Annotated in this window: 37 protein-coding genes and 1 pseudogene; 13 read left to right on the top strand and 25 right to left on the bottom strand. The window is 66.3% G+C overall.

Going from position 1 to position 23227, the window contains the following annotated elements:
• Positions 1 to 36 precede the first annotated feature (36 nt).
• From AC07YZ_RS01425 to AC07YZ_RS01320, 22 genes are all read right to left on the bottom strand, one after another.
• Positions 37 to 504, bottom strand: a complete 468-nt coding sequence (locus tag AC07YZ_RS01425) for a hypothetical protein (RefSeq protein WP_494793450.1) — start codon at positions 502 to 504, stop codon at positions 37 to 39.
• Positions 501 to 809, bottom strand: coding sequence for a hypothetical protein (locus AC07YZ_RS01420; protein WP_494793449.1), 309 nt, complete (start codon positions 807 to 809; stop codon positions 501 to 503). The genes AC07YZ_RS01425 and AC07YZ_RS01420 overlap by 4 nt, the downstream gene beginning before the upstream one ends.
• A gap of 32 nt (positions 810 to 841) precedes the next feature.
• On the bottom strand, positions 842 to 1810 hold the full coding sequence (locus AC07YZ_RS01415) for a major capsid protein (RefSeq protein WP_494793448.1): 969 nt from the start codon (positions 1808 to 1810) through the stop codon (positions 842 to 844).
• Between the two features lie 51 nt (positions 1811 to 1861).
• The gene (locus AC07YZ_RS01410) at positions 1862 to 2233 is read right to left on the bottom strand and encodes a head decoration protein (RefSeq protein ID WP_494793447.1); all 372 of its coding nucleotides are present in this window, start codon (positions 2231 to 2233) and stop codon (positions 1862 to 1864) included.
• Between the two features lie 33 nt (positions 2234 to 2266).
• The gene (locus AC07YZ_RS01405; protein ID WP_494793446.1) at positions 2267 to 3670 is read right to left on the bottom strand and encodes a S49 family peptidase; all 1404 of its coding nucleotides are present in this window, start codon (positions 3668 to 3670) and stop codon (positions 2267 to 2269) included.
• Complete coding sequence (locus tag AC07YZ_RS01400; RefSeq protein ID WP_494793445.1) at positions 3667 to 5292, bottom strand: phage portal protein; 1626 nt, start codon at positions 5290 to 5292, stop codon at positions 3667 to 3669. Before AC07YZ_RS01400 ends, AC07YZ_RS01405 begins: the two co-directional genes overlap by 4 nt.
• A 9-nt stretch (positions 5293 to 5301) precedes the next feature.
• Positions 5302 to 5547: a DUF6148 family protein gene (locus tag AC07YZ_RS01395; protein WP_494793444.1), complete on the bottom strand. Its 246-nt coding sequence runs from the start codon at positions 5545 to 5547 to the stop codon at positions 5302 to 5304.
• Entirely contained in the window at positions 5544 to 6269 is a 726-nt protein-coding gene (locus AC07YZ_RS01390) for a hypothetical protein (protein ID WP_494793443.1), read from the bottom strand. The genes AC07YZ_RS01395 and AC07YZ_RS01390 overlap by 4 nt, the downstream gene beginning before the upstream one ends.
• A 276-nt stretch (positions 6270 to 6545) precedes the next feature.
• Positions 6546 to 6779 (bottom strand): hypothetical protein, encoded by a 234-nt coding sequence (locus AC07YZ_RS01385; RefSeq protein WP_494793442.1) that lies wholly within the window; start codon positions 6777 to 6779, stop codon positions 6546 to 6548.
• Positions 6780 to 7775, bottom strand: a complete 996-nt coding sequence (locus tag AC07YZ_RS01380) for a BRO-N domain-containing protein (RefSeq protein WP_494793441.1) — start codon at positions 7773 to 7775, stop codon at positions 6780 to 6782.
• Positions 7768 to 8064: a hypothetical protein gene (locus tag AC07YZ_RS01375; RefSeq protein WP_494793440.1), complete on the bottom strand. Its 297-nt coding sequence runs from the start codon at positions 8062 to 8064 to the stop codon at positions 7768 to 7770. The genes AC07YZ_RS01380 and AC07YZ_RS01375 overlap by 8 nt, the downstream gene beginning before the upstream one ends.
• Before the next feature lie 278 nt (positions 8065 to 8342).
• Entirely contained in the window at positions 8343 to 8642 is a 300-nt protein-coding gene (locus tag AC07YZ_RS01370) for a hypothetical protein (protein ID WP_494793439.1), read from the bottom strand.
• Positions 8643 to 8670: 28 nt separating this feature from the next.
• Positions 8671 to 8934 (bottom strand): hypothetical protein, encoded by a 264-nt coding sequence (locus AC07YZ_RS01365; RefSeq protein ID WP_494793438.1) that lies wholly within the window; start codon positions 8932 to 8934, stop codon positions 8671 to 8673.
• Positions 8924 to 9355: a hypothetical protein gene (locus AC07YZ_RS01360; RefSeq protein WP_494793437.1), complete on the bottom strand. Its 432-nt coding sequence runs from the start codon at positions 9353 to 9355 to the stop codon at positions 8924 to 8926. The genes AC07YZ_RS01365 and AC07YZ_RS01360 overlap by 11 nt, the downstream gene beginning before the upstream one ends.
• A 205-nt stretch (positions 9356 to 9560) precedes the next feature.
• Entirely contained in the window at positions 9561 to 10082 is a 522-nt protein-coding gene (locus AC07YZ_RS01355) for a hypothetical protein (protein WP_494793436.1), read from the bottom strand.
• Entirely contained in the window at positions 10079 to 12274 is a 2196-nt protein-coding gene (locus AC07YZ_RS01350; protein ID WP_494793435.1) for a phage terminase large subunit family protein, read from the bottom strand. Before AC07YZ_RS01350 ends, AC07YZ_RS01355 begins: the two co-directional genes overlap by 4 nt.
• Complete coding sequence (locus AC07YZ_RS01345) at positions 12271 to 12495, bottom strand: hypothetical protein (RefSeq protein ID WP_494793434.1); 225 nt, start codon at positions 12493 to 12495, stop codon at positions 12271 to 12273. The genes AC07YZ_RS01350 and AC07YZ_RS01345 overlap by 4 nt, the downstream gene beginning before the upstream one ends.
• Positions 12492 to 13088: a hypothetical protein gene (locus AC07YZ_RS01340; protein ID WP_494793433.1), complete on the bottom strand. Its 597-nt coding sequence runs from the start codon at positions 13086 to 13088 to the stop codon at positions 12492 to 12494. Before AC07YZ_RS01340 ends, AC07YZ_RS01345 begins: the two co-directional genes overlap by 4 nt.
• On the bottom strand, positions 13081 to 13569 hold the full coding sequence (locus tag AC07YZ_RS01335; protein WP_494793432.1) for a hypothetical protein: 489 nt from the start codon (positions 13567 to 13569) through the stop codon (positions 13081 to 13083). The genes AC07YZ_RS01340 and AC07YZ_RS01335 overlap by 8 nt, the downstream gene beginning before the upstream one ends.
• 278 nt (positions 13570 to 13847) lie before the next feature.
• Positions 13848 to 15224, bottom strand: a complete 1377-nt coding sequence (locus AC07YZ_RS01330) for a primase-helicase family protein (RefSeq protein ID WP_494793431.1) — start codon at positions 15222 to 15224, stop codon at positions 13848 to 13850.
• Between the two features lie 349 nt (positions 15225 to 15573).
• The gene (locus AC07YZ_RS01325; protein ID WP_494793430.1) at positions 15574 to 16647 is read right to left on the bottom strand and encodes a toprim domain-containing protein; all 1074 of its coding nucleotides are present in this window, start codon (positions 16645 to 16647) and stop codon (positions 15574 to 15576) included.
• Entirely contained in the window at positions 16647 to 17018 is a 372-nt protein-coding gene (locus AC07YZ_RS01320; protein WP_494793429.1) for a hypothetical protein, read from the bottom strand. The genes AC07YZ_RS01325 and AC07YZ_RS01320 overlap by 1 nt, the downstream gene beginning before the upstream one ends.
• Before the next feature lie 246 nt (positions 17019 to 17264).
• Between AC07YZ_RS01320 and AC07YZ_RS01315 the strand changes: the two genes are divergently transcribed.
• Complete coding sequence (locus tag AC07YZ_RS01315; RefSeq protein WP_494793428.1) at positions 17265 to 17510, top strand: hypothetical protein; 246 nt, start codon at positions 17265 to 17267, stop codon at positions 17508 to 17510.
• Positions 17511 to 17748: 238 nt separating this feature from the next.
• Here the strand turns inward: AC07YZ_RS01315 and AC07YZ_RS01310 are convergent, their stop codons facing one another.
• Entirely contained in the window at positions 17749 to 17988 is a 240-nt protein-coding gene (locus AC07YZ_RS01310; protein WP_494793427.1) for a hypothetical protein, read from the bottom strand.
• Entirely contained in the window at positions 17981 to 18241 is a 261-nt protein-coding gene (locus tag AC07YZ_RS01305) for a hypothetical protein (protein WP_494793426.1), read from the bottom strand. Before AC07YZ_RS01305 ends, AC07YZ_RS01310 begins: the two co-directional genes overlap by 8 nt.
• A gap of 22 nt (positions 18242 to 18263) precedes the next feature.
• On the opposite strand from AC07YZ_RS01305, the pseudogene AC07YZ_RS01300 reads away from it, so the two are divergent.
• The 4 genes and pseudogenes from AC07YZ_RS01300 to AC07YZ_RS01285 form a co-directional block, all read left to right on the top strand.
• A pseudogene (locus AC07YZ_RS01300) lies at positions 18264 to 18512 on the top strand (helix-turn-helix domain-containing protein); the annotation flags it as partial.
• A 36-nt stretch (positions 18513 to 18548) separates the two neighbouring features.
• Positions 18549 to 18755 (top strand): hypothetical protein, encoded by a 207-nt coding sequence (locus AC07YZ_RS01295; protein WP_494794041.1) that lies wholly within the window; start codon positions 18549 to 18551, stop codon positions 18753 to 18755.
• A gap of 69 nt (positions 18756 to 18824) precedes the next feature.
• The gene (locus AC07YZ_RS01290; RefSeq protein ID WP_494793425.1) at positions 18825 to 19424 is read left to right on the top strand and encodes a hypothetical protein; all 600 of its coding nucleotides are present in this window, start codon (positions 18825 to 18827) and stop codon (positions 19422 to 19424) included.
• A gap of 44 nt (positions 19425 to 19468) precedes the next feature.
• Positions 19469 to 19732 carry a hypothetical protein gene (locus AC07YZ_RS01285; RefSeq protein WP_494793424.1) on the top strand — a complete coding sequence of 88 codons (264 nt, stop codon included), beginning with the start codon at positions 19469 to 19471 and terminating at the stop codon, positions 19730 to 19732.
• Here AC07YZ_RS01285 and AC07YZ_RS01280 read toward each other — a convergent pair.
• Entirely contained in the window at positions 19681 to 20019 is a 339-nt protein-coding gene (locus tag AC07YZ_RS01280; RefSeq protein ID WP_494793423.1) for a hypothetical protein, read from the bottom strand. The two genes, AC07YZ_RS01285 and AC07YZ_RS01280, sit on opposite strands and share 52 nt — an antisense overlap.
• Positions 20020 to 20157: 138 nt before the next feature.
• Between AC07YZ_RS01280 and AC07YZ_RS01275 the strand changes: the two genes are divergently transcribed.
• From AC07YZ_RS01275 to AC07YZ_RS01240, 8 genes are all read left to right on the top strand, one after another.
• The gene (locus AC07YZ_RS01275) at positions 20158 to 20685 is read left to right on the top strand and encodes a hypothetical protein (RefSeq protein WP_494793422.1); all 528 of its coding nucleotides are present in this window, start codon (positions 20158 to 20160) and stop codon (positions 20683 to 20685) included.
• Entirely contained in the window at positions 20682 to 20906 is a 225-nt protein-coding gene (locus AC07YZ_RS01270; protein WP_494793421.1) for a hypothetical protein, read from the top strand. Before AC07YZ_RS01275 ends, AC07YZ_RS01270 begins: the two co-directional genes overlap by 4 nt.
• Positions 20903 to 21202 (top strand): hypothetical protein, encoded by a 300-nt coding sequence (locus AC07YZ_RS01265; RefSeq protein WP_494793420.1) that lies wholly within the window; start codon positions 20903 to 20905, stop codon positions 21200 to 21202. Before AC07YZ_RS01270 ends, AC07YZ_RS01265 begins: the two co-directional genes overlap by 4 nt.
• Positions 21199 to 21480: a hypothetical protein gene (locus AC07YZ_RS01260; RefSeq protein WP_494793419.1), complete on the top strand. Its 282-nt coding sequence runs from the start codon at positions 21199 to 21201 to the stop codon at positions 21478 to 21480. The genes AC07YZ_RS01265 and AC07YZ_RS01260 overlap by 4 nt, the downstream gene beginning before the upstream one ends.
• Before the next feature lie 9 nt (positions 21481 to 21489).
• Entirely contained in the window at positions 21490 to 21789 is a 300-nt protein-coding gene (locus AC07YZ_RS01255) for a hypothetical protein (protein WP_494793418.1), read from the top strand.
• A complete protein-coding gene (locus AC07YZ_RS01250; protein WP_494793417.1) occupies positions 21786 to 22070 on the top strand; it encodes a hypothetical protein in 285 nt (94 codons plus the stop codon). The genes AC07YZ_RS01255 and AC07YZ_RS01250 overlap by 4 nt, the downstream gene beginning before the upstream one ends.
• 65 nt (positions 22071 to 22135) lie before the next feature.
• Complete coding sequence (locus AC07YZ_RS01245) at positions 22136 to 22543, top strand: hypothetical protein (RefSeq protein WP_494793416.1); 408 nt, start codon at positions 22136 to 22138, stop codon at positions 22541 to 22543.
• Between the two features lie 3 nt (positions 22544 to 22546).
• Positions 22547 to 23227 carry a hypothetical protein gene (locus AC07YZ_RS01240; RefSeq protein ID WP_494793415.1) on the top strand — a complete coding sequence of 227 codons (681 nt, stop codon included), beginning with the start codon at positions 22547 to 22549 and terminating at the stop codon, positions 23225 to 23227.

The following is a 23227-nucleotide window of genomic DNA, read 5'->3' as shown; positions in this document are numbered from 1 at the left end:
CTTTCGGGCGGGCTTCAGGGCTTGGGTGAAGTTCGATCAGGGCCGTTTGATGGGCCGGCGGTAGCGGTAGTTGACTGACCAGGTGCCGATCACGATGGCGCCGTCGATCTCGATGTCTTCCACCTCGTAGCGGGTGTCGATTTCCTTGATCGACCGCACGTCGGCGTTTGACTGCTGCAGCGTGCTCAGCGCGTCGTAGGCCACGATGTGCAGGTGGTGGTAGACCTTGTCGGCCAGGGCATCGGCGCCGGTTGCCCGACACACCACGCCAAGCGACACCTCGCGCTGCCGAAGCTCGGCGGCGCCAGGGTCTCGCGACATGCCGTCGCGCACCTCTTTGAGCACCAGGACCACCGGCCCATCACCAAGCTGCGCCGCCCGGCGCGGGTTGCGCGAGAGCGGCAGCGGCGAGAGCAACGGGTCGGCGGCGATGGCGGCAAACAGGGCGCTGGTGATGGCATGCCCCGGGCTGTGGGGCAGCGCCTGCAGGTCTTCCAGGCTCATGGTGTGGGTACCTCGTCGATCTGCGCCAGCATCTCTTGGCCGTCGTTTTGTACGGCTGGCGTGCCGCGCACCTTGAACTGCGCTCCGTCGGCCCGGGTCAGCTCGTCGCCGTCGCGCAGCGCCGGAGCGCTGGCGGGGTACAACAGCTGGCGCCGCCGGTTGGTGGCGAGGCGTTCCAGGCCGTCTTCGTCTTGCTCGCCCATGATGCCCGTGACGGTGTTGCCAGGAGGCGCCAGGCGCTGCACGGTGAAGACGTGGGCGAAGGTGTCCGCATCGAAAAAGATGCTGAGGTCTTCACCGTGCATGGTCTGCGCTCCCGTCTGCGGCCGTTGCGTCGTCAGGCGACGGTGGCCTTGATGATGGCGCGCGGCCGGCTGCAGACGTGCAGCGGGTTGGTCTGCATTTCCAGGTCGTAGCCGGTGCCGTTGCGCTTCTCGATCGCCTTGGCGTAGGCCGGAAGGCCCTTGGTATTGACCGTCTCGTTGTACGGCGCCGGGGCGAAGCGGCCAATGAGCAGCTGCGGCACACCCGTGGGCACGATGTAGCACTCATCGTCAGCGATCATGGGGGTGGCGCCGATCTTGCCGCGGTAGCGGCGGAAGTTGATGCCGCCGTAGTCGAAGCTGTTCGGCAGTGCACCGCGCAGTTGCGCCGCTTCGGCCTGGCCCAGGTAGCTGTCGCGCGTTTCCTTGTGATCGATGATGCCGCGGAAGAAGTCCTTGCCAGCCCAACCGATCGCGCCGGTCATCATCACGCCACCCAGCACGTCGGAGGCCAGATCCAGCGCCGCATCGCACTTCGCGCGGACCTTGGTGGTGTCCGTGCCGAGCACAAAGCTCAGCGTCTGCTGCGAAACACCGAACTCGGTGAAGAAGTTGTAGAGCACGGTGCCGTCTTTGTCGTACACGATGCCCTTGAGCGCGCCCACGCGGTGGTTTTCCAGCGTGTAGTCCAGCCGGCCTTTGCCGAGGCGCAGCACCTCGTTGATGCGAGCCTCCAGCGGCTCGGGCTGGTCTTCGCTGCCGAACATGCGCACGCCCTGCACTTCGTCGGCCAGCACCTGGTCGACGAGGGGGATGTGCGGGATGCGGAAGTCGCGCAGGTCGCGCGTGGAGCGTCCCATCGGCTCGCCAGCCGCACCACGGGGCGCGGTCTGCACGATTTCGAGGGTATGGCCCTTTTTCTCGATGCCGACAGTGAGCGTGGCAACGCCGTCGTACTCGAACAGGCCGGAGTCACCCAGCTGGGTGGGCAGGTGCGGGATCTCGTTGATCGCCGCGGTGAGGGTTTCAAGGGAGAAGTCCACTTGGATTCCTTTCGGTGGGTTGTTTGTGTGGGTGTGGTCGGCCGGCGGCGGTCAGCGGGCGATCACGAGATTGGCGGCCAGGTCGGCCAGCGCGGCGGTTTTCTCGCCCTCGGTGGTCACGGCGGCGCCCCAGATCAGGCGGTCGGTCCAGACTTCGGCCACGCGGACGATGCCCACGGCCTGCACGTCGGCCGAGGTGGCATCCACGTCGGCCAGCAGGATCGCGTCGGCAACTTCGGCGCCGGTGGCCGCGTCGTTGTCGTACGGCACGTATTTGCTGTCGGCGGTGAGCTTGCCCAGCACGGTGCCTGCGAGCACGACGCCGGCACCGGACTTGACGGTGATGGTGTCGCGGGAGATGTGACCCGGGCCTTCCGACTTCAGGAAGGCGCCGGTGCCGAGGTGGTCGGTCTTGACGGTCATGATGACGATGTCCTTTCAGGGTTTTTGGAAGGGTCAGGCGGCGGTGTTGGGCGAACGGTTGAGCGCCTTGTAGGCCGCCGCGGCGTTGGGCATGCGCTTCGCGGGCTTGTCGCTGTCGGGCGGCGGGGCCGAGCGGGCGGCCTTGGGCGCGTCGCTCACTTCCGCGAGCGCGGCCGTGGCGCGCACCTGGCGCTCGGCGGCCAGCACGGCGGCGGCGGCTTCGAGGCCGGTGGTCTTGCCGTCGGTGGCGAGCTTTTCGATCAGCGCCTCGTGGCCGGGCAGGCTCTGGGCGCGCACGTCGGCGATACGCGCGGCTTCGGCTTTGGCGCCATCAGCCAGGATGGTGGCGAGCAGTTCGGGATGCTGCTCCGCCAGGGTCTTGCGGTCCATGGTCATTTCCTTTTGGGTTTCGGGTTTTGGGGTGGCGAGCAGCACCGGCTCGGAGGTCGTGGAATCGCCGCTGTTGAGCTGCACACCGGCAGCGAGCGGCCCGCCGCCCACGGTCTCTTCAAGAGATCCCGTGATGACGACGCCGCCATCGGACGGCGCACCAGCCGTCTCGGTGGATAGGGACCCAAGCGCGAACACGGCTTTTCTGCGCGTGGCGAACTTGGTGGGGTTTGTCGCCATGCGATCGATGATGTCGTCGAGCGAGGCGAAGCCGTCGGCGAGTCCTGCGTCAATGGCCTGCTGCCCAATGAAGACACGGCCGTCGGCCATGCGGTCCAGCACGGTGTCGGCGTTGGTGCCGCGGTACTTGGCGACGATGTCGACGAAGGTTGTGTAGTGGTGATCGAGCTGGGCGTCGATGTACGCCATGTACTCAGCGCTCGGAGCCTGGCCGTTGAGAGAGGCCCGCTTGTATTTGCCGCGGGCGAACTCCATGACGCCCTCCTCGGCCTTCCCTGTGGACATGCGGGAGTAGATGCCGATGCTCCCGGCATTGACGGCAGGGCCAGTCAGGAAGATGGCGTTGGTGGCGGTGGCGGCCAGATATCCGGCCGAGGCGACGTTTCCGTCGCTGACCGTAACAATCGGCTTGATCTTGCTGGCTTCATGCAGAAGGTCTGCGTATTCATACATCCCGAACACGCTCCCACCGGGTGTGTCGGCGTACTGCACGATGGACTTCACGCGGCTGTCGGCCAGTGCCCCTTGTACCTGCTGGCCCAGCATTTGGTAGCTCGCACCACCAGAAATGGCGGTGAACAGGTTGGCCTTTGGCGCAAGCACGCCCTCCACGGGCAGCACGGCGACACCGCCGCTTCGGACCTCGTAACGCACGGCCTCGCTGTTGAGGGGGCGGCCAAGACGCGATTCGACGCCTGCCAGATCGATCTTTTCCCCTTTGAGATGGGTGGAGTAAATCTCCTGGATCTCGCGCAGGCTGTCGGGCAGGATGGCCCAGGGAGAGGTGAGAAGTTCGGTGAGTTTCATGCTGGGGTGTCCTCGGGTTCGCGCTGCTGCTCTGGCTGCGGCGCAGCCGCCCCAGCCTTGGGCACGGGCAGCAGGCCGTTGGCGGCGAGGCGCCCGTGCTCGGCCAGCTTCTGGTCGAAGGTCTCGTTCCAGTCGGTGCCGCCCAGCTCCCACTCGGCGCGCTCGCGGGTCATCAGGCGCGCGTCGATGGCGGCGGTGTAGGCGGCCACCTCGTCCTTGGGGTTGATGGAGCCCATGCTGTCGCCCGGCCAGGCGGCGCGGGTGTAGGCCCAGCGCAGCAGCGGGTCTGCGAAGAAGCCGGGGGCCTTGATGCGGCCTAGGAAAACGGCCTCGGCCATCCACGTTTCGTACACCGGCTGGCAAAAACTCAGGCCGAGCCAGAAGCGCTCGGTGCGGAAGTGCACCCAGGCGTCGAGCAGCGCGGCCTTGCTGGCGCTATAGCTGCTGCTGAACTGCTTGAGCAGCAGCTCACGCGGAATGCCCAGGGCCATGCCGATGAGGCCCACCAGCATGTGGATGAAGCCCTCGGCGTTGGGGTTGGGCCGCTTCGGGTCTGCGAAGGTGGCCTTCTGCCCGTCGGCCAGCTCCATAACGGCGCCCATGCCGAGGCCGACCTCGTCGTCGCCGTCAACGCCGCCAGTGTTGAGCCCGGTGGCGGCGGGGTCTGTGCCGCCAAGGCCGTCGAGCGGCGAGGCGGCGCGCTTTTCGTTTTCCAGGATCAGCGTAAAAAACGAGTTCAGCACCGCGGCGTTGATCTCGGATTCGGTGAACCGCCCGATCTGCTTGATGAGGTCCACCACGGGCGCGAGGTACGGCACGCCGCGCGGCTGGTCTGGGCGCTGCTTGTGGTAGTGGTGCAGCAGGTGGCGGCGGCCGGTTTCGCCCCGGAAGGGGTACCAGGTGCCACCCCAGCGGGTGGCCGAGCGGATGGGGCCTGCGCCGGGGTGCTCGTGGTACACGTGGGCGGCCAGCGGTCGGCCACCGGCTCCGAAGCGGATGCCGGCGGCGATGTCGGCGGTGTCGGTGCTGGCGAACGGATTGCCCACGCGGTCGGCCTCCAGCACCTGCAGGCGCAGGCCGTAGGGCTGCATGCGGGTGCGCGCCTCGTTGGGCATGAGCGTGAAAGCGTCGCCGCTCACCTTGGCGCTGCGCTTCACCAGCTGCTGGAGCTGGTAGAAGTTCTGTTCGCCGGTGATGTCGCAGTCGGTGCCGTCGGCCCACAGGCTGAACTCGGCCTGGGTGTGGGCCTTCCACTCCTGCGCCTGGTCTTCGCTCCAGCCCAGCACGCGGCGCTGCGGCATGGACACCAGGGCCAGGCCCGTGCCCACGACGCGCTCCACGTCGGTGTTGATCGCTCCGGCAGCGATCGCGTTCGAGCTGACCAGCTCGCGGCTGGCGGCACGCTGCTGGCGCAGGCCGTGCAGGGTGTCTCGGCGGGCGTCGCGGGCGAACGGGTTCCACCACTTGGAGCCCGCGCCGGTGCCACCGGTGGCGCCGCCAGGGCCCGGGATGCCGCTGGACATGCCGACCATCGCCTCGACCTGCAGGCGACCACGCACGCGGCCGGCGACGAACTTCGGCGCTACATCCAGCAGGGCACGATCGATCAGGTTCAGCTTCATGGGGTGGTGTCAGCCCAGGGGCCGCAGGTAACGGATACGGCGCGGGCGCTGCGCGCGGGCCGGGTTGTCTGGGTGGTCATCGATCTGGTTTTGCAGCTCGGTGATGGCGACGCGGATTTCTGCGAGCTCGGCCATGCGGGTGCGACGCGCGACACCGCCGGAGCCCACCTGGTATTCCTGGCTCTTGAGGGCCTTGGCTTCCGCAGCCAGGTAGGCCGCCAGGCGGGCGGTGAGGTCGGCGTAAGCGGCGCTCATTGAAACCTCGGCGAGATCTCGCGCACGGCGCGGTGAAACTCGATGCTGAAACGCTCCAGCACCACGGTCTGCACTACGCCGTCGAAATTGAGGCGGCGGCTGTAGTCGGGGGCGTTGGAGGTGAACACGAAGAGCAGGCGCAGGCGCTTGCCCTCGCGGCGCCAGATGCCATCTGCACGGGAACCGCCGCGCGGCTTGCCAACGAAAAGGCTGTTGGCCAACTTCTTGCCGCGCGCGTGGCCCTGCGCATCGCGCGGCTTGCTTCGCACGGACTCCAGGCCGCGCAGCAGGGTGCGCACATCGGCGCCGCGCACGTTGCCGCTCGCATCGAGCGAGGCCGCAGGCCCAGGCATGGCGAACTGGTCGCCGCGCAAAAGGCCGGCGTTTCGAAGCCCGACTTCCAGACCTTTGGCGCGGCGCTGACCACCGGCCACCTGGGGGAACAGGAAGTTCTCCTGCGGCACGCCGGAGCCCTGGTCTTTCACGGCGATGCGGGCCGACAGCTTGTCTTTGCTGGCGGGCTCGATGCGCGTGGCGTTGAGCGTGTAGGCCGTGGGCTGGCTGAACGCGCGCGGCATCTCGGCAGTCACCTCCGTCTGCGCCAGCTTCACCGTGCGCGTGAGCGCGGTGGCCGAGGCGTAGGGCATCACGCGCGCAGGCACATCCCTCAGGCTGGCGATGGCGTCGGCGACGCTGCCTGTGCTGCGGGAGATGGTGAGCATGGTGGGGTGCTGGCGCTGCCGCCGCTGCCAGAGCCGAGAACCCAAAACAAAGGCCCCAGAACCTTGCGGTGCTGGGGCCTTTTCTGCCCTTCGTGGGCTTCTCGGCGGCTGCGGTGGTGTGCGTCACATGGTGTTGGCGGACTTTTTAGACGTATAGGAAAGTGGGGGTATTTTGGGGTGTTTTGTCACCTGTTGTCGACGGGTTTTATGTCACCTGTGGAGGTGACATCTTTAGCCTTTACAAGCCCGTGAGGCTTGTGTATTTACGCGAGGTGATCACGGGATGAAGAACCTCGACGGAATGTCCGGTCGCTTTTTGCCTTTGTCGCGCCAGCGCGGGTTGACGTATCTCATTCCGCCGTGGAACCCACTGTCGAACCAATACCCGCGCATCGCCATGATCTGGCATTCAATGATCCAGACCAAGAACCTGAGGGCGATGAGAGCGGCAGGGATAACGACGATCACGATGAGCGCAATGTCGCTGATGATGTCGGCGGTTGGTCTCATCTACATTGCCTTTCCGTTGCGCAGCGCGAGATACGCGCCGAGGGTGTTGGTGAAACTGTCTACCAGCGCGGTTGCCCAGGCGCCCTGCCCTTCTTCGGGTGGCGCGCTGACCAGAAGAACGCGCTGCACGGTGCTGCCTTGACCGGCGCCGATGCGCATGGGCTTGATCTGCGCCGGTCGGCCGGACTGCAGGGCGCACTGCAGCAGCGTGGTGCTGAAAGCCTCGCGGCGGGATATCTGGCCCTCGCGGGTCAGGCTGCACCAATGGGTGTACGCCTGGTAGGCCTGGGCCACCAGGCAGGTCTGGTGTGGCAGGCCATCGATGTGGCCGCCGGACCACTCCACGTAGAAGGCTGCGGCGCTCGGGTGCATGGGCCCGGCGCCACTGGCCCGCGCCACAGACGCCGCCGCCTCAGCCTCGGCGTCCAGCCGGGCGAGATGTTCATCGGCGTCCAGCGCCGCGAGCATGTCAATGCCGGTGCTCTCCACCGTCACGGCGTTGGCGCGGCGCAGCGCCACCGGCAGCGGAATGCCCGCCGTGCGGGCGCTGCGCAGCACGGAGCGGAACACCCTGTCTGCAGCCACCCGAAAATCAGCCACGTGGCTCAGGTAGGGCAACGGCAGCGCCTGCACCCCCAGCGCGCCGGGTGCGGCGGGGTTCACGTAGGCGCCGGTCTTTCGGATGCTGGGTAGCACTTCCTCGAACACCCAACGCTCGAAGCGTTCTGCTGCCGGCAACTTGCTATTGACGATCAGGCGCAGCGTATCGGGCTCGTTAATGATGCGGACATCTTGCTCGCCTCCTGGCGTCTGAAGGGGGTGCTGTTTCGGCACCCCCTTGCAATGCCGTTTCATGGCGTTGGCGGCGTGCCTGTAACCCAAGATGGTGGCCACGTCTTTGCCGACAAACCAGGGCGCGCCGTCGAACATGACCACGCGCACCGCGGCCGAGTCGAAGGCGAATGTACTCACGGGGTGGGTGGCGGTTTCAAACATGGCGCCCCCATTCGCTTTCCACCAGGATGCGCACTTTCTCGAAGATGAGATCGGCGGAGCGTCTGGCGATGGCCCATTCCTCGGCCTTTTTGCGCTGGTCACGGTCAATCTGGAAGGCCAGCATTGAAACGACTTTTTTCGGCCATCGGCCGGCACCCCGGCGCTGCACAACGGGCGCTGCGGCAGCGGTGGGCAAGGGGATGATCTGCGCGGTGGTGCGCAGTAGTGCGGGAGCGGTTTTAGCCATGGTTGGCCTCCAAGCGGTGCGGTTTGCGACAACCGTCGCCATCGCTTCCCGGCGAGGGCGGCAGCTCGAACGGGCGGGAAGACCGGGCACCGCTTGCGCGAACCGGCGAGCCTTGCGGCTCCCCGTTCGAGCCGCCAAAACTGGAGGCACGAACAAACAAGCCGCAGGACTCCTGCGGTGAGGTCTGCGGCTTGCGTCGCAGCGATGCTTGAGGCTTCCCGGCCCCATCACGCCTTTTTTTGACGTGACGGGCGCAGTGTACCAGTGAAGGGATTGAGCCGCTACTGCGACCCTTACCTCTGTGTTCGGCATCTTGAGGCTCACCACCCGGAAAACTCTTCCAGGCGCTCGAACTCGGCGACCCGCATTGTTTCGATTCGCACGGTGTAGTCGCCGCCACCGCCCAGCACATCCAGCAGGTCGGAGGCCGGAACCACGCATGTGGTGCCGTCAAAAGTCACGCGCGCCACCTTCATGACCTGGCGGGCGTACCGCTGGCCGTTGATGACTGCTGGGCCTCCGGTCGGTCCGCTCACCTTGCTGTGCTTAGGGTGGCGAGGGCAGTCGTCGGCGTGCCCGCCTCGGAGATCGCGCTCGCAAATTCCGCATTCGATGCTCATGACTTTCCTCCAGGCCTTCGCCCAACTTTTAAATCGACCGGACCTGTGGCCGGTCATCGGTGGTATTGGGTGGCGCAACCATCCGGCGCGCTTCCTCGGGTGTCACGTCATCCATGAAATAGGTCCCGCAGCCGCGCTGGGTGCGCTTTCGTTGTTCCTTGTTGTCGCGGCACTTCTGTGCGTCCTCGTGCCCGCAGATGCCCCAGGGGCAGGCCCACGGCGCGGCCCCACCCAACTCTGTGATAGAGCCCACATGCGCGGGCGTGGTGGCTGTCGTGTCGTCACTTTGCATGGTGCTCACCTTGGGTGTTGCCCAGTATCGTCTCCCCGAGCGCAAGAACGGCGAGGCGGCGAGTCTCCGGGTTCGTTGGGTCGCGCAACAAGGATCGCAGCGCGCAGCGCAGCATGTCGTTGTCCTGTCGGGCCTCGCACCACAGATCGCGCTCGTCAGCTACGACGGCATCAGCTTCGGTGTTAATCATCAATACAACTTCAGTGCGGCGCTCAACGTGCACCAGCTTTCCATTTCGCAGCTCTTCGGTGTAGTCGCTGCCACGATGCGTCACATCCTCGGGCTTCTTGCAAAACGCCGAACTGTGGATCGGTGCGTCTTCCGGCTCGACCCAGCCATGCGCGGTTGAGTTCCCGTCCTCCTGGGAGACTCCCCAGGCTTTGCCGTCCTTCATCACCATCACGCCAGTCTCGATCTTCATCGTTAACCCCTGAGAACGCCATGCTTCGTCCGGATTTCAATGGACAAGCACTGTGCGCTGAAGTCCACCGACCAGCACCACACAATTTTTCTGGCGTGCTTCAGTGCGATGCGGCGCGATCGCATGGACTTCATGCGGTTGACTCGCCCGAGCACAACCCGCTTCTTCCGGGTGGAAATGCTGAACGTTCCTGGTCCTGAAAACATCACTCGCCCCCCTTCTGTTCCGCCCGGTGCGGCAACACCTCCCCGGCCGCCCGCTCCTCGGCCTCCAGCTGTTTCGCCGCAATAACGACGCGCTGGCCGAAGGTGCGGCGCAGGCGGTAGAAGTGCTGGCGGCTGATGCCGAGGTAGTCGGCCACGGTCTTGATGCTGCGCACACGGTCCACGTAATAGAGCAGGAAGACCTGCGTGTCGGTGGCGTCGCGCGGTTGAGCGTTGATGGCGCGATTGAGGGCGAACATCTGCGGGCTGCAGGCGGCGTCTGGCGCGGGCCGGGTGGGTCGCGATGAGCCGCTCAGTTTTCCCAGGATGTTGCCGCCGCCGCGGGGCGGCACGAAGTAGCGGCGCGTGGTGCGCCAGGCGGCCCAGGCTTCGAAGAGGTCGTGCATGCTGGTGTCGCCGTCTTCAAGGTCGAGCAGGCCCTCGTCGTCGGGTTGCTCTGGCGCGGCGGCGGCAAGGTGCAGGGCGTCGGTGTCGGCGGTGTTGTGGCGGTCGTTTTTTCTCATGGTCTGTAACCTCGTTTGATCATGCGGGCTCGGGTTCTGGTGGGCTGGGGTGGTGCCAGGGGTATGGGGCGCAGCGCGGGCGGCGTTTCTGGTGCCGCTGGCGTGTGGCCGGCTTGGGGTGGTGTGGGTGGTGGACGCGTATCCACGGAGGCGGCTTGCGGGGGTGGCGCGGTGTGCTGGTCTGCCGCGGCTTGCTCGATTGGTTCGCCTTGCCGCGGGTACTGCAGGGCCGAGGCGTTGGCGTCCACGGCGGTGGAAGCCAGGCGCTCTTCGTCAGCGGTGGGCACAAGGGGCGCTGGAGGCGGCGCGAACAGGTCCAGGTTTTTCGGTATGAGTTTTTCGCGCCAGCGCCGCCAGTCCAGCTCGCTGAATTTGTGCAGGCCGAGCTTGTGGGCCATGGCGAGGTTGTAGACGGAGAGGTCGGTGGCTTCGTTGCGCACGCCGGGGGGGTTGAACCATCGGCGCAGGGCGCGGCCGTTTCTGTAGACGGTGGTGATGCGTTCGGCGACCATCTGGTTGAACCACTCCGGGTCTATGCGGTCGGGGAAGTGCATTGCGCCCGGGCCGTCGGCGAGCTTCATGCGGTCGAGCAGCAGATAGTCTTTGGCCACATCGGTACCGACCTCCCACAGCTCCACGCCGCCTTCGACTTTGCTGCCACCCCATTCGATGTCGTGTTTTCTCGGGCTGCTGCTGATGATGGGTCTGTTGGGCCGCGTGGCGCCGTGCAGCACGACGCAGTGCAGGCTCTGGCGCGATGCGCCGTAGTTGTAGACGTCCTGTGTGTTGGAGCCGCCGGCGTCAACACCGTAGGCGCTGACCATCAGCGGGCGACCGCTGGCGTGGAGCAGCGGGGTGCGGCGGATCTCGTCGATCTTGTTCCATGGGCTTCCCTGCTGCCCGAGAGGTGTGGACGGTGAGCCCCAGGCCTTGTCGTAGTCGATGACCCAGTGTTCCAGGCCCGGGCCCCAGGCTTCGATCTGGTATTCGAGGCGGGTGGTCTGTGTGTCCACGGCCATCGTCACGAAGATGGCCCGGTCTGGCACCACGCGCAGCGGGTAGGAGTCGGCGCGCAGGCGCAGCTCGTCGGCGGTGGAAGTGGCTTCGGTGTTGTCGTAGCTCAGGCCGAGGCGGGTGTTGTAGAACACCTGCATGGCTTCGTGGTCGCCGCGCTGGAGGCGGTCTTTCGCTCGAGCGTATTGCCGCGCCAGGCTGAGCCAGGTGATGGCGCCCACCGGCATGTAGAAGGCCGACATGGTGAAGCTGACCGTTTCTCCGTCACCGCGGGCGGTAGCCACCCACCGGGCGCTGCCGCCGGCCTCCACGTCGGACAGCATGTGGGTCTTGTGGTGTTCCTCGATCTCGCTGCCGCACTCAGGGCACACGAACCATGCGCGGTCCATGTAGCCGGTGTCGGGGTCGCGCGCGAAGTGGAAGTTGGCGAGCACCAGGTGGTGCAGGTGCCCGCAGTGCGGGCACGGCACGTGGTATTCCTCACGCGTTCCCATCTCAAACAGCGTGTCGATCTTGGACAGGCCCTTGACCGACGGGCTGGAGGTGTAGAAGAACTTGGCGTCGTTCTCGAACTGGGTGGCGCGGGCTTCCGCAATCTCGACCGGGTCGCCCTCGCCGTCCACGCTCTGCTCGGCGCGGTCGATCTCGTCGAAGTAGATGTAGGGCGCCGACACCTCGGCCAGGTTGGCCGCCGAGCCGGCGGTGTTCATGTAGAGGGTGGCGTCGCCGAGGAAGTCTTTGGCCTGGACGGTGTTGCGGCTGTCACGGCTCTTGGCGGCCGAGACGCGATCGCGCAGCGGGGGCACGTTGCGGATCATGGTCGACACGCGGGCGCTGAACCGCTTGACCAGCGTGTCGGTGGGCTGCAGGGCCAGGATGTTGCGCGGCCGGCGATGGATCAGCGAACCGATCCAGTTGAGCGCCGTCTGCGTTTTGAACATCTGCGACGCCACCCGCGCCACAACCCGCTTGCAAGGGTGCGACGGCGAAAGCACCTGGTGGACGCGACGCGCAGGGTAGGAGCGGTCGAAGCGGTAAGCACCTGGCTGCGGCGAGCTTTTTGGCAGGACCTGAAACTCTTCCGCCCAGTGATCGACTTCCAGCTCCGGGTCTGGGCGCGCGCCGTCAATGGCCGCCTGGATGACCATGCCGTAGCCGTCGGCGAATTCGAACCTCACCGGGGCACCTCGCCGTGAAAGTACACCATCGGGCGCGGCTCCAGGTGACGCGCGTCCACCTCGAACGGCGCGCCGGGGAACGGCCACTCTCCAGCATCGAACAGGATGGACACCAGCGGCTGATGACCATGGGTGACCGCGATCACGTCTCGGCCGGCGTGCTGCCCAGCGGTCAGACGGTAGCGGTGCCCCTGGCGGGCCTCGGCGATGCGCTCGGTCATTCGGCCTCCACTTCTGGCTTGGGCAGCAGCTGCTGCATGTGGGCCTCGAAGCTGGCCAGCGCGGCGCGCACTTCATCGTTGATCACCCGCTCGATGTCGCGCGCATCAGCCACGCCGACACAACGGGGCGCGGCACGCTGACCCACGGTCAGGCACTTGTCGCGCAAGGCACGGAAGGCGTCGAACACCGCCCGGCGGCCGCTCACCACCTCGAACAGCTGGCGCTCGGCCAGCATGTTTTCGCGCCGCTTCTGCCGCAGGGTTTCCTGCTCAGTCAATGCCCGGGTGTCGTGGTAGGCAGACTTGATCGGGTCAGCTGCACCAGACTCCAGCCCTGTGGCCGCGTTTTCCGCATCAACGCTACCCAAGCCTTCGACGGGCGCCGATGCAGCGGCATTGCGCCCACTGTCGGCCCGCGCGCGGGTGTTTTTCTCCCACTGGATGTCTGCGACCTCCGGGTCGATCCGCTTGCGGCCCTGATCGTCCAGGATCACCGATATCCGGTTTTCAGAAATCGCCTTCGACACCGCCGACACCGCGCAATCACGGTGACGGGCGTATTCCCGCAGGCCCATCAGATGCACCTTAGCCATGGTGGACACCTCCCACCAGGGCTACAGGCGCAGGTGAACGGGCAACTTGTCCACCAACCTGTTCACTTTGCCCAACTCCAGCCACTGGCGCGCGCGCGGGGGTCGAATTACCCCCGTGATTCTTTGCTGGGGGAGTACCTATAGGGGGGGTGGGCCGCACCATTTCGGTGCTGGACGGGTGCCGGCCCCAGGGAGACCGCAGACCGACCGAGCGGCCCGCTTCCTCGGCGTGGAAGGTGCAGCGGTTGGCGTTGCGCACCAGCCAGCGGGCCGCAGCCTCGATGCCCTGCTCGGTCAGCACCTGGGCATGCTCACGGCGGGCCTGCTGAGCGGTTGCCATGGCCGCATCCACATCCACGAACTGACCGCCGTAGGCAGCACGGCACAGATCGACAAATGCTGCCACCTCGGGCATGGCCTGCCTGCGTGCCTGAACGCCCGCCGCTGCGACTTCTGGCTGATGGTTGATGGTGGAACCCATCCTGTTTCCTTTTTTCTTTTGAGAAAGAAGAGAGTGAGTTACGCGGTTGCGTGCGCGCGTAACCGTGAAACCCGCAGCCCGCCTAGCGAGTTGCACGGTTACGCGGTTACGAGTGCATGCGCGCCCACATGCATGCGCACACGCACACACGCGCCCGCCTGCACACGCGCACACACGCACATGTATAGAGGTGCGCGTAACCGCGTAACCGCCTAACTTCCCGCGCCGTTGCTGGGTTTTCTGGTTACACCCCCGCGTAACCGCGTAACCGGTCGGGGTCATTCGCCCTCTCCTTCGCCGGTCACATGTCCACCCGGGGACGGGGGTTTTCCGTCCTTCGACCAGCCGAGATAGCTGCGCAGGTGCGGTTCGAACTCTTCGACGCACTCAGTGGCCCAGCGGCCCTGGGTCATGGGCTTGTCGTGGTCCACCGTGTCTTCGATCAGTTTTGCAATGGCGTCGTCAGGATCGAGGGTCAGGAACATGCGCTCCACCTTCTTGGCCCCCAGGCTGTCCAGCTTCATTGGCTTGACCCGTGCAGGCTTACCCTGGCTCTCGCTGAACCGGCACACCGTGGGCGTGAATTGCTCGCGCTTGAACGGGTACCGGTCCCCCGTGCGCGCGCACCACTTGGTGTAGGCCCGATAGGCCTGGCTCATGCTGCAGGTGGTATAGGGCAGATCCAGTTCCCCATTGGCCCACTCCCACCAAAACTGCTCCGGGCTCTTGCGGTTGAGGCTGATCAGGTTGGTCTTGGCCTCGGTGAATGGCGCCGGGCTGTAGGGGTCGAAGTCGTCAAGCGGGTACGACAGCAGGTACTCGTAAAACGCCTCTGTGCCCCCGTTCTTTCGCCACTCACCCAGGGACCGATAGAACTCGAAGTCTCGGGCGCGCGGCGTGTAGATGACCAGGTACCGCCGGTCGCTGTTGTCCAGGGCCAGCGGCTGCAGCTCGTTGGACAGGAAGACGATGTTGATGTGGTTCGCTTCCTCGCGCCGAGGCAGGTTCTTGGGGTTGATCTGCACCGTGGGCGAGGTGATCAGCGCCTTGAGCCTGTTCTTGTTGTGCACCAGCTCGGCGCGGCTGGAAACCTCATCCCCCACCACGAACAGCTTGCACGACCGCCAGTCGTTGAACTTGTCTTCCAGCTCGTCCTGGCCGACCAGTGCGCCGTACTTGCCGTAGATCGACACCACCGTATCGAACAGGAAGTTCTTACCCGCGCCCTCGTCGCCATGCATGATGACCGAGGTGCGCATCTTGGCGCCGGGGTGCTGCAGCGGATACGCCAGCCAGCACAGCAGCCAATGCATGATGGCGTCCACGTCGTCGGCGTTGTCGCTCGCCCGGCTCACGAGAAAGCGCACCAGGTCCAGCATTGGCGACACATCGCCCTTCACCGGCTCCATGGCCAGGCCGTGGTACAGATTCACGCAGGTCTCAGAGCAGGTCTCGGTGGGGTCAAACACCACGTCGGCCGGCAGCACCGTGCGCCGGCGCTCGCTACCCTTCCACAGCCGCACCATCTCAGACCCATGGGCGTGGCCCATGTTGGCGATCTTCATGATCATCCGCTGCGTGCCGTCCCACACCGTGTCGGTGCCATAGATGAGGGCGAAGTTTTCGGCCAGGACGTTGAACTTTCCCCAGTCCACCGTTTTCTCGGGCTTCTTGGGCTTGCCAGCGGCCTTGCCGTCGGCAGATTCGCTACCGGCGCTGGGTTCTCCCCCATCCCCCGATGGTTGCGCAGTTACGCTTTTTTGGGGGGTGGGGGGGGTGGCAGATGCGGACGCACCCGACTGAGAAGACTCCCCCTCACCCGTGACAGCGCGCCGCAGCGCCTGCGCTTCCGCCAGCGAGACAACGTTATCCAGCGGCGCTGGCGCGCCGTGGGCTGACGACGGCGAAGGCGAGTCCGCACTTGCGGACTCGGGCGCCCGCGGCGCTGGTTCGCCGTTGGCGTTGGCCGGCGTGGTGGGATCGGGTGGTGGGGGCAGCGTCGGCTCAGCCATACACGCGCCCCATCACATTGATCACCCCGTCCAGCTGGCGCTGCACCACCTCCAGGCCGGCCAGCACATGCAGGTCGTTGAAGTCCGTGTCCTTCTCGCCCCGCTCAGGGCCGAACACCGGGTACACGAAATCACAGCCCGGCACATCGCGCGCCACCTTCTTCGCCGCCGTGCGGCCCGGGTTCGTGAGCCGGCCGGTGCGGCGGTCCTTCGTGCGCCAGTCGTCGTCGGCGCAGATCAGGATGCGGTGGGTCGAGGGGTACAGCGAACGCAGCAGCGGCACCACGTGTGCCAGGTTGCCCGCGTCAAACGCCACGAACACCGGCAGGCGGTGGCCCGTGGCCATGCGGATCGTGAGGCCCGTGGCATAGCCCTCGCACACCAGCAGCAGGTTCAGGGCCGCGCCATCCACCTCGCCCAGCCGCACGCAGCTGCCCGGCTTCTCGAAGCCGCGCTGGTAGATCTTCGAGCCGTCGGGTGTGATGAACTGCAGCCCGCGAAGCGCCTGATCCTTCGGGTAGTCCAGCCGCACCAGAGGCACCAGCAGCGTGCCCCCAACAAGGCGCACCACCGTGTCGGCCTCGCCAGGGCGATCACCCGGCCAGCGCAGCACCAGCTGCTCACGCAGCCAGCGGCAGGCCTCGGGCTGCACCTGCTTTCGCTCCAGGTACGGCGAGGCCACACCCTCTTTCACACCCTTGCGCCAGATCGTGATCGCCTCGGCCGCGGCGTTGGCGATCTCGGCCGCTCGCTCGGCAGCAGCCTGGGCCCGAGCGGCCTCGCGTTGCTCACGCAGGCGCGTGCGCTCGGCCTCTGACAGCGGCGCCCACGCCACCTCCACCTTCTGCCAGCCCACAGCGGGGTTGTACCCGCCAAACGAGCCGGTTAGGTAGGTTCGTCCATCGCGGCAAAACTCGTAAAGCTGGTACCAATACTTCCCCCCCTGCCCGCACACCGCCTTTTTGGCCAGGCGCTTGGGGAAGCTCTGCCGGTCGGCTGGCCGCAGCTTGATGCCAAACTGCTCCATCTGCACCAGCACGTCTTCGAAGTTCTCGTACTGGGGCATCAGGCGCCAACCCCCGCGATCAACACCCGGCGCAGCGCCGCGTTTTCTTCCATCGCCAGACGCAAGCGGCGCTCCGTTTCACTCTCCACCCGGCGCATCGCGTGCAGATCCCAGCCGCGCTGATGGTTCATCCAGAGCAGCGGCGCGTCGTTGCCACAGCGGTCCATCACCGCCTCCAGCTTCGTCCAGATCACACCCTCTTGCCCGCTCTGCCAGCGGCTGTATTGGGCTTTGTCCAGCTTCAGGTCGGCCAGCAGCTGCTTGGGCTCCAGGCCCGCCAGCTCCAGGCACAGATCGAACGAAGCGCCCAGGCTGGTCTTGCGCATCACCTCGGCTGGCGACACATCGACGGGGGTGACAGGCTGTCTCATTTCGGTGCCTCTCAACTTTGTTGTGTGGTGTTGAGAGGCTCGGTTGGGCAAAAATTTTTCCCATGAGCACACAACACCGAAAAGAAAACCCGCCGGCCGCATGCCCCGGATGTGGTGAGGGAGGAATACCCCCGAAGCACGCGGCCACCGCTGCACGCAGCGGCCACACGGCGGAAGCTGGCGGGCCTGCCCAGGCCGGTACAGTGAGCGCTCTCACACAACCCACCCAACCGAAAGGACAGACCCATGAACCTGGGAGAAATGGCGTTTGCCCGCCTGGCGAGCCGCGTCGACGCGCTGAGCATTGCCGTGCATGCTCTTGCGATCACGCACCCACAGCCGCAGGAACTGCTGCAAGAGCTGCGCGGCGCGCTGGAGCAGGCCACCACGGCGCACCTGTTCGAGTCCGATTCGGACGAAGAAGCGTTCACCACGAGACGAGCCATGCTGCAGGGCCTCATTGCTCACGTGGAGGAGCGGACGGGCGCTTGAAGCATGCCCGGATCGCCGCGTTGCGCGCGGCATCTTGCGCGTCGAGCCGCCTGGCCTCTCGCTCCATCTCGTGCGTGCCGTCGTGGCGGGCCACGAAGAACGCCCGCGTGCGCGACCATTCGCGCCAGGCGCGCAGCAACACACGTTCAGACGGATCAGAGAACGCTCGGCACAAGGCCAGGCGGGCACGGGTCGTACTACGCATAAACACCACCCCAAGAGAATTTCATTGGCGGCCTCAGCCGCGCGGCGTCGATGCAACGACGAACGACTTCGATGCCTGCCAGGCATCGAACGACATACCCAGATCACCCGGAAGAATGCGGGGGTCGATCCAGAGCTGCGTGGTCAAGCGGTCGGCGCCAACATCAACCCCTGAAACGACCGCAGACGGGATCGCCGCCACGGGCTTCGCCAGCGGCGCAAAAGGGAAGGCCAGCAAGCCGAACAGAACGCGACGACGGGTGGTGCTACGCATGGCGGGCCTCCTCGGGTTCGACTTGGGCGGGGTCGTTCGCGGCAGACTCGGTCTGCAGGCGCTCGGGCAGGAGGTGCTCGGGCAATACCTCTCCGCCGGTCAGCTCTACGATCGCCAGCGCCTCGGACAGGCTCACGCGCCGTGTGCCGTTGATCCAGTGGTTCACCTTGCCCTGGCTCACTGGCGGGCGCATGCGCTGCCCGAAGGCCGCCTGGGTGATCTTGTGCTTATGGAGGTAGTCTCGAAGTCGCATAACCACATTATGGTGTATTTCAATGTGTGGCTTCAAGCGAGTTGATTACATTCCGTCGATTCCATCGTATGGAAACCGCTTGGACACTCTCCACATGCACGAAAACTGGAGAGACCGAGCGCGCCGGCGCATGAAGGAAGTCGAGGAAACGCAGAACTCGCTGTCGGAAAAACTGGGGATGACCCAAGGGGGTCTTCAACACTGGCTATCGGGAAAGCGAAAACCCGCCCTTGAGGACATCAACCGGATCGCAGCCCTACTGCGGTGCTCCCCGGCTTGGCTCTCGCACGGCCTGGACCCACTGGACATGATCGATGGCCTGGGCGAACCCGCCCGCCAGACGCTGCGCCGCCTGATCGGCGCCGAGCGGACCAATCCATTGCCCGAAAGCTTCTGGCAAGCGGTGAGCGCCATGGTTCAGACCGTCTCGCCCGCCGCGCCGCCGGTGGCCGAGCCCGAAGGGGCCGCGTCCCCCACAGAACACCCCGCGCCGCGCAACGGCACCCACGGCTGACCCCAAGGGTCGAGGCGCGGTGGTGGTCTACCTTTTCGACTACAACAACACCAACAGGAGGAACCCGCCGTGAAGCTTTTCAACCACAACAAGAACCGTGCCCTGGTTGCTGCGGCACTGCTGGTCGCCAGCCATGCCCACGCGGTCAACAAATGCACCGACCCCGGCGGCGCCGTGATATTCCAGGACGCGCCGTGCACCGGCAAGGGCGAGACGCTCAAGGTGTCCCCGGCCAGTGGCCACGCGACCGCAGCGTCCATCGACAGCGCCGCAAAGACCAAGGCCGAACTCGCGGCGCTGAACCATCGGGCCGACATTCGAGGGGCCATCGAGCGCCGCGAGCCCATGATCGGAATGACCGAGGCCGAGCTGCTGCAGGCCATGGGCCCGCCGGACCGCGCCAATCTGGCGAACTACAACGGCACGCCACACAACCAGCTGATCTTCGAACGCGGGGCGCGGACCCTCTACGTCTACACCGACGCAGGAATCGTCAAGTCCATTCAAAACGCCGAATCGATTGGCCGGGCCAGAAAGGCGGCCGTTCGCTGCCCGACCCCGCTTGAAATCAGGGCCATGGAGACCAGCGCCAGCAGCATCACCCTGGGCGACGAGGAGCGGGCTCAGCGACGCAAGGAAATCGCCGAAGCGCGCAAGTGCGGCCAGTAAGCCGCCAAACCCCCACCAAACAACCACTGACGCGCAAGACGATCATGAAACTCTTCATCAATGGGCACGGCGGCGCCCAAATCGCAGCCTGTGAGTTGGAAGACACTGGTGCCGCTCCGCGCGTCGGAGAAGAGCTCTCCCTGCCCCAATACCCAGACGGCGGTCTGACCACTTTCATCGTGACAGAAGTCGTCTGGGTATTGGCCGGCAAGAAGCTGGTGGCGCACGTGAACTGCGTGGGCTGCGAGCCCATCCATCAGCGCACGAGGGTGCTTGTCGACGAACACTGGCTTCCGCGGCCCGCCTGACGCGCCGGGCGCAGCCCGACCCGCTCCTCGAACTCCTCTGGCGTCTCAATCAACTCCAGCAGTGGCACGACCTCCGAAATAAGCCTCTTCGCATCGCGCTCCAGGAACGCATCAATGGCTGCAGCGGCGGCGGGGAACATGCACCCCCGCCGGGCGGTGCAGGAATGCCCAGCACCCCCCAGCGCGTCGAACGCCGCCAGCAACTGACTCAGCACCCGATGCTGCATCGCCAGCCGATTGATATCTAGCACCCCGCCCACCGGCGGTTTTTTTTCGTCTACGGACATCTGAGTCACTCCTGTGAAAGCGCCGGACCTCCCGACACTGGTGGTATTTTGCCTGAAAACCACGTTTTGTATTGACACGTACAAAACCGTTTTGTAATATTCCTCCAGACGCCCATCCCGGGCGGTTCAGGAGGCCAAATGCAATCACCCAAGCCCGGTGCGGCGAGCACCACCCCCCCGGCCATCGGCCAGTACTGGCCCGAAGCCCGTGGCATCTACGGCGGCCCCGTCGCCTACCCCGACGGCACCGTGGCAGGCATCGCCTGGGCCAACGATCTGGCGGGCCTGCCAGCCATGCCCTGGGGCGAATGCGGCAAGCGCATCCCCGGCGCCGACAGCAACCACGACGGCCTCGCCAACACCGAAGCCATGGCCGCCGCCGGAAGCGCACTCGCCAGGGCCGCGCTCGACGGTGGCGCCTACATTCCCGCCCCTATCGAAGCCCTGCAACTCTTCGCAACGCTGAAAGACCAGATCGGCCCGGGTGTAGCGTGGACCAGCAAGCAGTACTCGGCCGACCTCGCCTGGTCCCAGTACTTCCTCATCGGCGTCCAGTACGTCGGCAGCAAGGGCTGTGAGTTCCGTGCCGTTCCCGTCCGCAGATTGATCCTTCAATACTTCGACGCTTCGACGTCAGGTGCAGCCCAGGAAGGTGGTGCCGCGTGAACAGCGCCACCGCACCGACCCTCCCTGGCGTCGAAGCCAGGGAGCTGACCGGCCGGGAGGCCGACGACACGCTGGTGACGGACTTCGGCGAGCTGTCGCTGGTGCCCGTGGCGGAAGACGAGTTCAGCAAGAAGCTGAGGCGCGCGGGGTTTGCTGTCGGGCAGAGCCAGCGCAGCGCCGAGCGTTCTGACGCGAACGGTCAGCAAGGCGGTGCAGCATGAAGCGCCACACGACCGCCACCACCCTGTTGCTCAACTGGCTCGCCGCCGTGGTCTTCGTGGTGCTCTTCTTCGGCGTCATCCACCAGATCGACCGCGGCGCCGAGGCGGCGCGGGCCTTGGATGCGCTGGACGCCCAGGCCCTCGCCGCTGAAAACCGCCTTCAGCGCGCTGCGCGGGCGCTATGTGCCTCTGAGCTCGGGCACGGCGCACGGGCGATGTGGACGCCCGAGGGCCACCTTGTGTGCCGCCGCGCGCCGACGAACGCCACCACCGTGGCCGAAGGGGCGCACCCATGAGCCAGCCAGCCACCCGCCCGACGAGCGCCAAGCCCACCGGCGCGCATGTGCCGCTCAGGCTGATCAAGCCGCCGCACGCGCCATCCACCAAACCCGCTGAGGGCGCAACCGAGCACGACGCGAACGAGCAACGGCTCCAGCAACGGTTTGAGCGGCGCCTTGCGATCACCCTGGCCGTGATCTACCTGGCGTTTGCCGCAGGTGTGGGATGGCTCGTGTACGAGCTGCGCCAGGTCGAGCCGAGCCCGCGCGCGCAGACCAGCACACCCACTCTTTGAGGCGCCCACATGCACTCTCAGCAGATCGCCACCAACCCCGCCGCACAGCCTGCACCATGGCGCCGCCACGGGCCACAACAACAGCACGCCACGGTGCACCAGGTGCCCACGCTGCGCGCCCGCGCGCTCTGCATGCACACCGCGGGCGAACAGGCTGGCACCGATCTCGTGTGCCGCAGCCCTGCGGCGCGCACGGCTGGCCCGGCAGGGCTCGCCTGCAAAGACGCGCGGTCAAGCACCGGCCCCTGCGGGCCGAACGCGGTGCACCTGGACATGGCGTCCTGGCAGATCCACCGAGCCCAGCCGTGAGCACGCCCGCGCCCTCCACCGACGATCTGCAACGCGCCTGGCGCGCGATGCGCGACCGCCCGGGCCTGCAAGGCTGGCCCACCAGCTTCGAGGAAGTCATGCGCGACCAGCGCCGCGCGCTGTGTGTGGCCATCGAAGCCCGGGCCGCCAGACACGCCGCCGAGAGGGCGCAGAAATCCACATGGCCCGCCGCCTGCCAAGACCCGCACCGGCGCCCGCCTCGGGCCGTAACGACGGCCACAGACGTCAAGCGCGCAGCCGCCGGCGACCGCGACGACTGAGCCGCCGCCCCATCACTTTTCCCGCACCACCACCACGGCCACCCGGCCACACCAACGGAGAACCCATGTCACCCACCCATGAAAACATCCCCTCGCTGCAGTACGGCACCGCCCTGGTGCTCGTGGGGCCGCAAGCCTGCGGCAAGAGCACGCTCGCCCGCGAAATGGCCGAGCGCTCTAGCTCCTACGCCGAGATCGACATCGACCTCATGGGCGCGCGGTTCGATTTCGCCAGCGTGCTGCGCCAGCGCCCTCAGACCATCATCATCGAAGGGGCGCCGAGCACCGAGCGCCAGTTCACGCTGATCAAAGAGCTGCTCGCCAACCCGGCAACGCTGGTGAGCGCCAAGCACGGCGAGGCCATCGAAGTGCCGCGCCCGCACGTGATCATTTGCACGCACGAAGAGGCCCTGACTGATCGCATCACGGTCAGCCCGCGCTTCAACGTGTTCTTGATGCCTGTGGTGGTCTGAGCCATGGGCATCGCCATCGCCCCCATCACCGTGGCCACGCTGCGCCACCTGAGCATCCACGGCACCACCAGCGTGACGGCCCTGAAAGCGGCCGTCCCGGGCCTGCAATACAAGACCATCGGCAACCTGGTGCAGCTGAGCCACGTGTTCAAAACCGAGGCCGGCTACTGCATCACGCCCAAGGGCCGCTCCAGGCTCACCAGGCTCGACGCCGACCCGACCGCTGCCAGCGCAGGCCGCTCCAGCAAGGCCAAGCCAGAGATGCAGGCCGGCGCCGCGCTGGACTCCAACCGGCAGACGGAACAAAGCATCCTCGACACCCTGCGCCGCGCCACCACGCCCATCACCCTGGCCGCCGTGGCCGAGCGCATGGGCCGGTCGCTGGACATCGTGCGCCCGTCGTTGACGCTGCTCGTGCAAGCCGGCAGCGTGGTGGGCAGCGCTGGCAAGCCAGTGCGCTACCGCCTGCCTGAAAACGTGTTCAGCCAGCAGCGCGCCCGCACGCGCGGCATCCACAGCGCCAGCGTCTACGGCCGGTACCTCGGCGGCGAACTGCAGCGCAACCCGGGCATCCGCCCCGAACGCTTCGTCGCCTTCGCCCTGCCCAGCCGGATGGGCGACCGCCTGCACTGGCCCGATGGCCGCATCACCCATTTCAGCGAACACCCGGGCCTGCCGGCCTGA

This window comes from Hydrogenophaga sp. GW101-3F08 (assembly GCF_059424585.1).
This window is presented reverse-complemented; position numbering and strand designations above follow the sequence as displayed.